This is a genomic window from Devosia sp. (assembly GCF_017307565.1).
Classification (GTDB): domain Bacteria; phylum Pseudomonadota; class Alphaproteobacteria; order Rhizobiales; family Devosiaceae; genus Devosia.
In genome coordinates, this window is the sequence record NZ_JAFKHD010000449.1 from 1 (window position 1) to 11,287 (window position 11,287).

An 11,287-nucleotide genomic window follows, 5' to 3' on the forward strand; every position below is an offset into this window, starting at 1 on the left:
CCGCCTTCGTGCAGCAGCGTCTGTTCGTGACGCTATGCGGAGGTGATCCCGACACGTTTCTTGGCGGAGATCCTGAGATCGCGGGGCATATCATCGAGAATGCGCGCAATATCTCGGAGCACTATTGGACCGCGACGTCGACAGACTGAGTAAACAAAAATGCCGCCCCGAAGGGCGGCATTGGCATTCTTGGGCGTAGGGGCCCTTACTTCTTTAGCGTCAGCGACCGACGATCACTTCTTGATCGTCAGTGGGCCCACCATCTGTTCGGGCTTCACTTCGGCGTCGAACTCTTCGCCGGTGAGGAGGCCGAGGTCGATGGCGGTTTCGCGCAGTGTGGAACCGTTCTTGTGCGCGGTTTTCGCGATCTTGGCGGCGTTGTCGTAGCCGATCTTGCGGTTGAGCGCAGTCACCAGCATCAGCGACTGATCAACGAGCTGCTTGATGCGCTTGCGATCGGGCTGGATGCCGATGGCGCAGTTGTCGTTGAAGCTCTTTGCGGCGTCGGCGAGAAGGCGCACGGACTGCAGGAAGTTGTAGGCGATGACGGGCTTGAAGACGTTGAGCTCGAAATTGCCCTGGGAAGCGGCAAAGCCGATGGCGGCGTCATTGCCCATGACATGGGCGACGACCATGGTCATGGCTTCGGACTGGGTCGGATTGACCTTGCCCGGCATGATCGAGGAGCCGGGTTCGTTTTCCGGAATGGTCAGTTCCCCGAGGCCCGAACGGGGACCGGAGGCGAGCCAGCGCACGTCATTGGCGATCTTCATGAAGGCAACGGCGAGCTGCTTGAGGGCGCCCGAAGTGCCGACAAAGGCGTCGTGGCCGGCCATGACGGCGTACTTGTTCGGCGCGGTGATGAATTCGTGGCCCGAAAGCGTGGAAATTTCCGCGGCGACGGCGACGGCATAGTCGGGATGGGCGTTAAGGCCCGTGCCGACGGCGGTGCCGCCAAGGGCGAGTTCGCGCAGCTGGGGCAGGGTGACTTCGATGGCTTTCACCGCGAGGTCGATCTGGGCGACCCAGCCGCTCATTTCCTGACCGAGCGTCAGGGGCGTCGCGTCCTGGAGATGGGTGCGGCCGATCTTGACCACGTCCATGAATTCCTGGGCCTTGGCATCGAGCGTGTCGCGCAGGATTTTGACGCGCGGGAAGAGGTAGTTCACGACCGCTTCGATCGCCGCGATGTGCATGGCGGTTGGATAGGTGTCGTTGGACGACTGGCTCATATTGACGTGGTCATTGGGATGCACGGGCTTCTTGGAGCCCATGGTGCCGCCGGCCATTTCGATGGCGCGGTTGGAGATGACCTCGTTGACATTCATGTTCGACTGGGTGCCGGAACCCGTCTGCCAGACGACGAGCGGGAAATGATCGTCGAGCTTGCCATCGATGACTTCATCGGCTGCGGCGACGATGAGGTCGCGCAGCGCTGGGTCGAGGAGGCCGAGCTTGGTATTGGTGATCGCCGCGGCCTTCTTGAGGATGGCGAAGGCGGTGATGATTTCCTTGGGCATCTTTTCCCCGCCAATGTCGAAATTGGCGAGACTGCGAGCCGTCTGAGCACCGTAATACTTGTCGGTCGGCACGTTGATGGTGCCCATCGTGTCCGATTCAATACGCATGGTCATATCTGGCTCTCCAAGTTGCTGGCCGCTCTTATCGGCGGAATTCATGAGGAAAAACAAAACGGCCGACCCTTTTCCAAGGATCGGCCGCTTCAATATCAGGTCGCGCGCATCTGCGCCGCTAGCCTTTCGGCTCAGCTCTTGACGGCGAGAATCTGCCGGCCGCGATACATGCCGGTCTTGAGGTCGACGTGATGCGGACGACGCAGCTCGCCCGAATCCTTGTCTTCGACATAGGTGGGGTTGGCAATCGCGTCGTGCGAGCGGCGGAAGCCGCGCTTCATCGGCGAGGTCTTTCGTTTTGGCACTGCCATGGTCGGTACTCCGAAATCAAAATCGTTGCGCCGCCAGAGCGGCCCAGAGACACGTCTCTGTTGGGATTGTGGGGCTCTATAGAGCAGTTGCGGGCGCTTGGCAACATGGGCTTTGGGGATTCGAAGCGCAGTTTGCATCGACCGGCGCGACATCATTGACAGGAAACGCGATCCGGCGATAGAGCAGCGCCCATGTCTATCCGCGCAAGATCAATGGCCGAAATCTTCTCGCTTTCTGCGGGCAGTTTCTACGTGGCCGGTATCCTGTGCTGGATCGCCAGTTAACGCAGCTTCCCAAAATCATCCCTCACCGCCGCAAGATGCTTGCGGCACAGCAATGATGCGCCGGTTCGTGCCCCAAAGCGGCAGGCCGGCATTGTGGAACTGTGACTCATGAACAGATTTGAAGATCGTATCATCCTCGTCACCGGCGCCGGTTCGGGCATCGGGCAGGCAACCGTGGAACGCCTGCTCGCCGAAGGCGGACAGGTGCTGGCACTCGATGTGTCGGAAAAGGGGCTCAAGGCAACCGAAGAGCGGGCCCGCGCGGCGGGCGCGGCCGAAAGGCTGACCCTCATCACCGCCGATATCAGCGATGAAGCGGCCGTCAAGAAGGAGATCGGTGGCGCCATCGCCAAGGCGGGGCGTCTCGATGTGCTGGTCAATGCAGCCGGCATCCTGCGCTCGGAGCATACGCACAAGACGAGCCTTGACCTCTGGAACACGATCCTTGCCGTCAACCTGACCGGCACGTTTCTGGTGACGCGGGAATGCCTGCCGCTACTGCTCGCCTCGGGCCGTGGCGTCGTGGTCAATTTCAGCTCGACCTCGGCCAGCTTTGCCCATCCCTATATGGCGGCCTATGCAGCTTCCAAGGGCGGTATCCAGTCCTTCACCCATACGATCGCGTCCGAATATGCCAAGCAGGGGCTGCGCGCCGTTGCCGTGGCACCGGGCAGCATCGCCTCGGGCATGACGGAAACCCCGGGTATTCCGGCGGATGCCGATTTCTCGCTCTTTGCGAAAATGTCGCCGTCCATCGGGGACGGGTTTGCCAGCCCCGCCAGCGTTGCCGGCGTCATCGCCATGCTGGCGTCCGATGACGGTGCCTTCGTGACCGGCACCGAACTGCGGATCGACGGTGGTACGCACATGTAAGAGGTGTTGGGGAGCGCGGCCCAGTGGGCCACGCTCCCCTATCCAGACGGCATGGGCCTGATAGAGCGGGGCCATGCAGAACGAAGCTCTCATCAAGCGCGCAGCAACCTTGCTCAAGCCTCACCGGACACCGGATGGCCGGTTGCATGGGGACGTTGCCGCGGTGGTCGTCTCGGCGAGCGGCCATATCTATGAGGGAGTGTGCGTCGATACCGCCAGTTGGGGGCTTTGTGCGGAACGCAGCGCTATCGCCGCGATGATCACGGCGGGAGAATATCGCTTCGAGAGTATCGTCGCGGTTTGGCGCAATGAGGCGACGGAGGAGCTGCACGTGCTTCCGCCCTGCGGGATCTGCCGCGAATTCATGCGGCAGGTCGACCACCAGAACCTCGATGCTCAGATCGTGCTGGGCTGGGAAAGGTCAGTGTCGCTGCGGACCTTGCTTCCGGAGCATGAGTGGCCGGCTCCGCTTGGCTGAGACGCCCCCGGGATTTCTCCCGAGGGCCCTGATTGTCCGGATCAGAACAGGGGCGGGAGGGCTGTAATCGGCACGAGGCCGGATGACAGGGTGCCGCCCTTGAAATTGAGCTGATTGGTGTGTCGGCCATCGGCGCCGGGGACGCCGAGGACGAGGGTGCGCCAGGGCTCTTCGATCAGCGGGCCGATGCGTTCGACGACGCCCTTGGAATCAATGGAGATCGAGCCGGTTGGAAAACCCCGGGCGTCGAGGGCGAGATCGCCCGAGGCGTTGAGATCGGATGTGGCATCGTTCATGCGGATGCCGACGATCTTGAGATGGCCGCCGGCCTGCTGCCAGGTGGGCAGGATGGGGCTGGCGCCGAGCGTTGTCAGATCATCGGGGAGGCCGGAGAGTTCGGCTTCGACTTCGAGCGCGGTGTCGGTGAGCGTGGCGGCGGGCACGTTGACGGCGTCGGCCTTGAGGTAAAGCGCGAGCGAAGCCAGCTTGCGCTCGACGTCATGGGCCTCCGGCATGTCGAGCAGGTGCAGTTCGACATGGGAGGATTTGGCCAGCGTCGTGTCGCCGAGCAGCAGATCGTTCCAGGAGAGGTCATTGCCGACGAGCGAGAGGCGCGCGATGCGATTGTCGGTGAGGCGCAGGCTGCCATCGAGGCTCGACCAGGAGACGGCGGAGCGCTGTCCGGTAAAGGCATCGGAAATCTGGGCCGGACCGCGGACCGAGGCGAGGATATGGGTCGGCTGGTAGACCATGGCGCTGAGGCGGAGGCCGGGGGTTTCCACCATGAGATCACCCGAGACCGCGACCGCGTCGGTGCAGTCGATGTCGAAGGCGAAGGGATAGCCGCCGATGCCGAGATTGGCGCAGGAGAGCTGCGGACTGGTCTCGCCATCGGCAAAGGCCAGTTTCTCAATCTCCTGGCGCACCAGGCCAGCGGCGTAATACCAGGCGGCGCTTGCGCCGAGGACGACGAGCAGCACAACGGCGCCCAGGATGATGATTCGTTTTTTCATGGATGCGGTTTTATCCTTGGACGGGCCAAAGGGAAAAGCGGGTCGTCACGGTCAACCTTTGCTCATATGAGGTTTGACTAGACTATGGTTGTGGTCTCGTCGCGACCGGGTTTGGATAAGCGAGATAGATGAGCAGGCGTTTGCCCGAATTTGGGCGGTGTCGGCGGATAGACGAAGCGGCGTTTAGGATTGGGCCGGCGAGCATGAATTCAGGTGAAGACAACAACACCCATTGGGTCTTTGGCTATGGGTCCCTGATCTGGAATCCGGGATTTCCGTTCGTTTCCACCAATCTTGGACGCCTCAAGGGGGCGCATCGCTCGCTTTCGATCATTTCCCATCACCATCGCGGCACGGTGGAGCAGCCGGGGCTGGTCTTTGGGCTGACGCGGGGCGGGTCGGTGCGCGGCATGGTGTTCGAGGTGGCAGCAGACGATTGGACCGGGGTGCGCGCCTATCTCGAGGAGCGCGAACAGGTGACACAGGTCTATCGCGACGTGATGCGGCCGGTGCTGCTCGATGATGGGCGGCGGGTGTCGGCGCTGACCTTTGTGGTCGATGAGCGGCACGAGCAGTTTGCCGGCAAGCTCGATCTCGAGGAAACGCTCGCCATGGTGCGGGCGGGCGTGGGCATTTCCGGGCGCAATGTCGACTATGTCATCAACACGGCGCGGCACCTCGAAAGCCTCGGTATCCGCGACCGGGTGCTGATGGACCTGGCGCGGCGGCTCGAAGGGGAAGCGGGCGGTCAGGCCGCCTGATCGAGCGGGCCGGGAACGGCGCCTTCCAGATCGGCAATGATCGAGAGGCGTTCATTGTCGGCCTCGGGGCGGGCGAGGCGGAAAACGCCATCGGCGCGGCTGAGCGCCTTGCGAAAATTGACGCGAATTTGCGGTTCGGTGACGAGGTCGAGGCCGCAGCCGACCCAGAGCACGGCATTGCCGCGGGCGATGAGGTAAAGGTCCGCGCCCTTAAGGATGAAGGTGCGCAGGTTCTCGATATCCAGCCGATAGGTGCGGCCCGAAAGGCCCATCCATGGCGTGGTTCTGGTCTGCGGCATTGCCGGTTCGAAGCCGGCCTCAATCCACGAAAGCATCCCTGTCCCTCCCAAACCGGAGTAGAACAAAATTAGAACAAATGACGCGAATCAGTCAAGTTGCGTCATTCGCCTACTAGATGTGGTAATTTGTGGCTTTGTTGCGTCAAGATACGGTGGAGCGCCGGCGGGCCGCCTCGATGCGCTCGGCAAGGGTGGAATCGACGGGGCGGCTGAGGCCCGAATCGACGGCGGCAAGGCTCAGCGCATCGGAATGGGTTTCGATCGTGGTACGCAGGCGCTCGGAGAAAACGTCGGGAGCAAGGCCCGGTTCGATGGCGGGCAGGAACTTGCCGCGAGCAAGGCCGGGCCAGATGACGAGCGAATTGCGTCCCCAGAAAAGGCCCGAATTGAGGGCGACGGGGACTACCGGCACATTGAGCTCGGTATAGAGGCGGACGATGCCCTGGCGATAATCGGCGGGGGCGAGGGCGGGTTTGCGCGTGCCTTCGGGGAAGATGACGATGCGGCAGCCGCGATCGAGCGCGGCATGGGCCTGGCGCATCATCTGAGGGATGGCCTCGGCGCCCTTCTTGCGGTCGATCTCGATGCAATCGAGCGAGCGCGCGGCCCAGCCGAAGAACGGGATGTTCATCAGCTCTTTCTTGACGATATAGGCGGGGCGGCCGGTATGGGGGAAGAGCGCGAAAACGTCCCAGTCGGACTGGTGCTTTGAGGCGATGATGCAGCCGCCGGGCGGGATGTTCTCGATGCCGCTGACCTCGGTGCGGACGCCAGTAATCCAGCGCAGGAACTGCACGTTGGACCAGCACCAGTACTGGGCGAGAGCCCAGGTGAAGCGGGTGCGGCCGGCAAAGAGCCCGACGACGCCAATGATGATGGCGATGACGGCCGTCTGCCCGATAAAGAGCAGATAAAACAGCGCCGTACGGATCGCCTGGATCACGGTTCTCATCGGCTTGTTTCCTCCAGCCCTTTGGTCCGACCATCCATAGCGGGCTAAAAGCCCGCTGACGAGTGGGTCAGGAGGCCTCGCTGAGATAGCGGCGGACGGTCATGCGCGAGGTGATGGCGGTGAGGGCCGCAATCACCGGCACGACGAGCGCGATGAAGATGATGCCATCGACCCCGAGCACGAAACTGCCGAACACATAGCCGACTTGCGCGGTGGCCTCTGTCGGGAGAACCGAACCGGCGGCCGTGCCGATGAGGACGAAGAACAGGGCTGCCAGAACCGCGCCCAGAAGCCCGCCTTGCAGGCCAATGGAGAGGAACCGCCCCTGGAATTCACCGGCAATGAATTTGTTGGATGCCCCGATGAAATGGAGCACGTCGACAATCTCGCGGTTCGACGCCATGGCGCCGCGCGTCGCGAAGATGATGGCCAGAACCGTGGCGACGCCGATAAGGCCGAGGACAAGGAGGCCCGAGACGACCACCGTGCCCGCCATGGTGTTGAGCTGTTGTCGCCAGGCGGCGTGGGTATCAAGGCTCGCGCCCTTGATCGCCTGAAGATTGCGCTGCAACTGCTCGATATCGGCGTCTACGGGATCGGCTAGTTGCACGACGATGAGGCGCGGAATGGCAATGGCGGAGAGATCGAGCCCGGCGCCGAGCCAGGGTTCGAGCAGGGACTGGCTTTCCTCGACGGTCAGCGCCCGGGCGCCGGCAACGCCGGGGGTGGCTTCAGCAAGGGACACCGCGGTGCGCAGGCTGCTTTCCATCACCTCGCCCTCGACGGGGCGGATCTGGATGGTCATTTCGCGGCCGACATCGGCAGACCAGGCAATGGCTGATTTCTGTACCAGCACCACACCGCCGAGGGTTACGGCGGAAAGGAAGCTCATGATGGTGATGAGCAGCAGCAGGGTGCGGCCGGCAACCGAGTGTTCTGGCACGATGGGGGCGCCGCCGCCGCGACGGGGGAAGGGCAGCCAATGGGGCAGGCGGGACAGAAGGCTCCTAGTCATGGATGGTCAGAGCCCCCTTGTTGAGCACCATGCGCGGATAGGAGAAGCGCTCGAGCAGCGGCAATTCGTGCGTCGCGAGGATGATGGTCATGCCCAGCGTCCGGTTGAGCTCGGCAAAGAGATGAACGAGGCGGCTCGAAAGATCGGGATCGACGTTGCCGGTGGGTTCGTCTGCGAGCAGGATTTTGGGGCGGGCGATGACGGCGCGGGCGATGGCGGCGCGCTGCTTTTCACCCCCGGAGAGAACCGTGGGGAGCGCGTGCATGCGTTCGCCGAGGCCAACCCATTCGAGCAGCTCGGTGACGTTGGGGCGATATTCGCTTTCCGGCTGGCCAAGGACGCGCAGCGGCAGGGCGACGTTCTCGAAGGTCGTCAGATGGTCGAGAAGGCGGAATTCCTGGAAGACGATGCCGATATGGCGGCGCATCTGCAGCAGGCTGTCGCGGTCGAGCGTGCCGACGTCTTCGTTGAACATCGTCACCTTGCCCCGGCTGGGCTTCAACGACAGCAGCAGCAGGCGAAGGAGGCTGGTCTTGCCCGAGCCGGAGGGGCCGGTCAGAAAATGGAAGGAGCCGGGCTCGATGGAAAAGGTGAGATCGCTGAGGATTTCAGGACCATTGCCATAGCGCAGGCCGACATCGGAAAAATCGATCAAGAACGGGTGCTCCCCAGCTCGTCCGGTGGTCTTGCCGCAAAAAGCGAATCACGAGTGGGCGGCATCATAGCAGTGCCGCCGTCTTGAGCAGACGCATGATCTTTGTCGGAAAACCGGTATCCACTTTTCCAGATCACGCCAGTCGCGGCATTGTTCCCCGCTATGCCGGGGGGAAAGCGGCACAATTGTGATCTTTCATGGGTTTGAGGAGTATTAACCCGCTCGGGGCTAGGGTCGGGGCAATATCCGACATGGTTGCCGGCCCGATGATCATTACCTGCCCCAATTGCCAGACGAAATACCAGGTGACCTATGAGGCCATCGGCTCGGCTGGCCGCAAGGTGCAGTGTGCCTCGTGTCAGCAATCCTGGCAGCAGGCCGCGCTCGCCGAGACCAAACCCGACCTGAAACTGGTGCCTGATCCCGATCCCGAATCGGACCGCCTGTTTGAATCCATGGCTGAAGAGGCGCTCGACGCCGCCATTGAGGCCGAGGAAAAAACCACTTTTGGCGATGCGCCCCAGACGATCGGTCCGGTAGAGCCGCGCCCGACCAAAAAACGCGAAACGGCAGCGCAGGTGCGCGCCCGCCAAAAGGCGCTATCGCGCCGGCAGACGGCGATGGTTTCGCGCCTGCCCTTGGCTCGTATGCGTCGCTATGCGCGCGTCGTCGGCGCGGTGATGCTTGCCGGGATTCTCGCTATTGCCTATTTCGGGCGGGTGCAGATCGTCGAGCGCAATCCGGACCTTGCCGGCATCTACCAGGCCATCGGTCTTGGGGTGAACGTCGTTGGCCTCGAACTTTCGAGCCTGCAATCGACACGCGGCCTCAGCGAAGGCAAGGAAGTGCTGGTGGTTTCGGCCCAGATCGTCGGGCTGATGCCCAAGCCGGTGCAGGTGCCCCCAGTGCTGGTGAGCCTTATCGATGCCACCGGCCATACGATCTATGAATGGAGCGTGACCCCGCGCATTCGTGACCTGATGGCCGGCGAACGCGCCACGCTCGATACGCGCCTGCCCCTGCCGCCGAGCGAGGCGGTCAAGGTGCGGCTGACTTTTGCCGGCGGCCGAGCCGGTGCGAGCGGTGGTGACCAGGCGAGCCCTGCAACCGCTGGCGAAGCGTCGAACGAGCCGGTGCCGCAATCGGAACCGCTGGGGGAAGCGCCTGCCGAAGCGCCGGCACCCGCTGTTCACCACTGATGGGATCGTTCCTATATTGAATCCAGCATGCGGCCTGTCGTCTGGTCCCGGACAGGCCCGGACCACGCGACACTGTCGCAGGCCTGCTGCCCGGAGAATTGCCCATGGCCCGTATCCTTGTCGCTGAAGATGATCCTTCCGTCCGCGCTTTCGTGGTGAGTGCGCTCACCATGAAGGGCCACGACGTGGTGGCCGAGGAAGATGGCGGCCTCGCCGCCGAAACCATGGAAGCGGAAGGCGGGAAATTTGACCTGCTGCTTTCCGACATCAAGATGCCGGTGATGGACGGGATTGCGCTGGCCCTGCAGGTAGGCGCGGCTTTCCCCGATGTGACTATCGTGCTGATGACCGGCTTTGCCGACCAGCGCGAGCGCGCACATGGGCTCGAGGCGCTGGTTTACGATGTGATCGTAAAGCCGTTCACGCTGGCGGAACTGCTGGCGAAGGTTGATGACGCGCTGGAGGGGCGGCCGGTTGAGGTGCTGTCGCTGGCGCGGCAGGCCCGGGAAGAGTAGACTCCAAAGCCGTACTCTCAATCTGTCGTCATTGCCGGGCTTGTCCCGGCAATCCATGTTGCCAAGGCATGGACCACCGGGACAAGCCCGGTGGTGACGACAACTGTAAGATTCATTTTTCCAAAACGGAGGTTCCCGCTTTCGCGGGAATGACACCGTGGGTGCTGGAGCGCTAGGGCCTCACACCCAGTCCGGCACGGAATCGAGCGCCAGCAATTCTTCGATCGACTTTCGCGGGCGGATGACGTGCCAGCGCGGGCCGTCAACGAGCACTTCGGGGATCAGCGGGCGGGAATTGTAGGTTGAGGCCATGACGGCGCCGTAGGCGCCAGCGCTCATGATGGAGAGCAGGTCGCCTTCCTTGACGCCGGGGATGGTGCGGCCTTTTGCAAGATAGTCGCCGGTTTCACAGACAGGGCCCACGATATCGCCAGTGATCGGCGGCAGGTTGGACTGGTTGACCAGTTCGACGTCGTGATGGGCTTCGTAAAGCGTGGGGCGGATCAGGTCGTTCATCGCCGCGTCGACGATGATGAAGTTGGACGAGCCTTCCTTCACATATTCGACCTTGGTGACAAGAATGCCGGCATTGCCGACCAGAAGACGGCCGGGCTCGATGACGAGGGTGCAGCCCAATTGGCCGATCTTGTCGCGGACGACGGCGGCATAGGCTTCCGGATGCGGCGGGGCTTCCTGATCGTGATGATAGGGAATGCCGAGGCCGCCGCCGACGTCGACATGGTGGATGTCGTGGCCATCGGCGCGCAGGGCGGTTACGAGTTCAGCCATGAGGCCGAAGGCGTTGCCGAACGGTTCGAGATCGGTGATCTGGCTGCCGATATGCATATCGACGCCGACGGCGACGATGTTCGGGAGCTCGGCGATGCGCCGATAGACTTCGCGGGCGCGCTTGAACGGGATGCCGAACTTGTTCTCGCTCTTGCCGGTCGAAATTTTCGCGTGGGTGCGCGCATCGACATCAGGATTGACACGAACGGAGACGCGGGCCGTGAGGCCCATATCCCTAGCGATCATCGAGAGGCGTTCAAGTTCGGGCTCGCTCTCGACGTTGAAACACTTGATGCCAGCGGTAAGGCCCTGGCGCATTTCGGCGACGGTCTTGGCGACGCCGGAGAAGACGATCTTTTCGGCGGGAATGCCGGCGGCGAGGGCGCGCTGGAGTTCGCCGCCCGAGACAACATCGGCGCCGCAGCCTTCGTGGGCCATCAGGGTGAGAACGGCCTGGTTGGAATTGGCCTTCATGGCGTAGGCCATCAGCGTCGGGATGCCCTCAAAG

The 11,287-nt window shown here is 62.7% G+C and carries 13 protein-coding genes; 5 read left to right on the forward strand and 8 right to left on the reverse strand.

Annotated features, from left to right (window positions below; translation table 11 throughout):
• Positions 1-233: 233 nt before the first annotated feature.
• A complete protein-coding gene (fumC, locus tag J0I64_RS19755) occupies positions 234-1,634 on the reverse strand; it encodes a class II fumarate hydratase (protein WP_291411478.1) in 1,401 nt (466 codons plus the stop codon).
• 131 nt (positions 1,635-1,765) lie between these two features.
• Positions 1,766-1,945: a 50S ribosomal protein L32 gene (gene rpmF / locus J0I64_RS19760; protein WP_035086813.1), complete on the reverse strand. Its 180-nt coding sequence runs from the start codon at positions 1,943-1,945 to the stop codon at positions 1,766-1,768.
• 393 nt (positions 1,946-2,338) lie between these two features.
• Here rpmF and J0I64_RS19765 point away from each other — a divergent pair, with 393 nt between their 5' ends.
• Both J0I64_RS19765 and J0I64_RS19770 read left to right on the forward strand, forming a co-directional pair.
• Complete coding sequence (locus J0I64_RS19765) at positions 2,339-3,103, forward strand: SDR family oxidoreductase (RefSeq protein ID WP_291411481.1); 765 nt, start codon at positions 2,339-2,341, stop codon at positions 3,101-3,103.
• A gap of 73 nt (positions 3,104-3,176) precedes the next feature.
• Positions 3,177-3,581, forward strand: coding sequence for a cytidine deaminase (locus tag J0I64_RS19770; RefSeq protein ID WP_291411483.1), 405 nt, complete (start codon positions 3,177-3,179; stop codon positions 3,579-3,581).
• A 41-nt stretch (positions 3,582-3,622) separates the two neighbouring features.
• Here J0I64_RS19770 and J0I64_RS19775 read toward each other — a convergent pair whose 3' ends face one another.
• Positions 3,623-4,594, reverse strand: a complete 972-nt coding sequence (locus J0I64_RS19775; RefSeq protein ID WP_291411485.1) for a DUF2125 domain-containing protein — start codon at positions 4,592-4,594, stop codon at positions 3,623-3,625.
• Between the two features lie 203 nt (positions 4,595-4,797).
• Between J0I64_RS19775 and J0I64_RS19780 the strand changes: the two genes are divergently transcribed.
• Positions 4,798-5,355 carry a gamma-glutamylcyclotransferase gene (locus tag J0I64_RS19780; protein WP_291411487.1) on the forward strand — a complete coding sequence of 186 codons (558 nt, stop codon included), beginning with the start codon at positions 4,798-4,800 and terminating at the stop codon, positions 5,353-5,355.
• On the opposite strand, the gene J0I64_RS19785 is transcribed toward J0I64_RS19780, so the two are convergent.
• From J0I64_RS19785 to J0I64_RS19800, 4 genes are all read right to left on the reverse strand, one after another.
• Positions 5,343-5,690 carry a hypothetical protein gene (locus J0I64_RS19785; protein ID WP_291411488.1) on the reverse strand — a complete coding sequence of 116 codons (348 nt, stop codon included), beginning with the start codon at positions 5,688-5,690 and terminating at the stop codon, positions 5,343-5,345. The two genes, J0I64_RS19780 and J0I64_RS19785, sit on opposite strands and share 13 nt — an antisense overlap.
• Before the next feature lie 106 nt (positions 5,691-5,796).
• Positions 5,797-6,606: a 1-acyl-sn-glycerol-3-phosphate acyltransferase gene (locus J0I64_RS19790; RefSeq protein ID WP_291411490.1), complete on the reverse strand. Its 810-nt coding sequence runs from the start codon at positions 6,604-6,606 to the stop codon at positions 5,797-5,799.
• 67 nt (positions 6,607-6,673) lie between these two features.
• On the reverse strand, positions 6,674-7,621 hold the full coding sequence (locus J0I64_RS19795) for an ABC transporter permease (RefSeq protein WP_291411492.1): 948 nt from the start codon (positions 7,619-7,621) through the stop codon (positions 6,674-6,676).
• Entirely contained in the window at positions 7,614-8,276 is a 663-nt protein-coding gene (locus J0I64_RS19800) for an ATP-binding cassette domain-containing protein (protein ID WP_291411495.1), read from the reverse strand. The genes J0I64_RS19795 and J0I64_RS19800 overlap by 8 nt, the downstream gene beginning before the upstream one ends.
• 251 nt (positions 8,277-8,527) lie before the next feature.
• Between J0I64_RS19800 and J0I64_RS19805 the strand changes: the two genes are divergently transcribed.
• Both J0I64_RS19805 and J0I64_RS19810 read left to right on the forward strand, forming a co-directional pair.
• Positions 8,528-9,475: an MJ0042-type zinc finger domain-containing protein gene (locus J0I64_RS19805; protein WP_291411497.1), complete on the forward strand. Its 948-nt coding sequence runs from the start codon at positions 8,528-8,530 to the stop codon at positions 9,473-9,475.
• 104 nt (positions 9,476-9,579) lie between these two features.
• Positions 9,580-9,990, forward strand: coding sequence for a response regulator (locus J0I64_RS19810; RefSeq protein WP_291411499.1), 411 nt, complete (start codon positions 9,580-9,582; stop codon positions 9,988-9,990).
• Between the two features lie 180 nt (positions 9,991-10,170).
• Here J0I64_RS19810 and lysA read toward each other — a convergent pair.
• The coding region (gene lysA, locus J0I64_RS19815; RefSeq protein ID WP_291411501.1) for a diaminopimelate decarboxylase at positions 10,171-11,287 on the reverse strand (1,117 nt) is incomplete at its 5' end.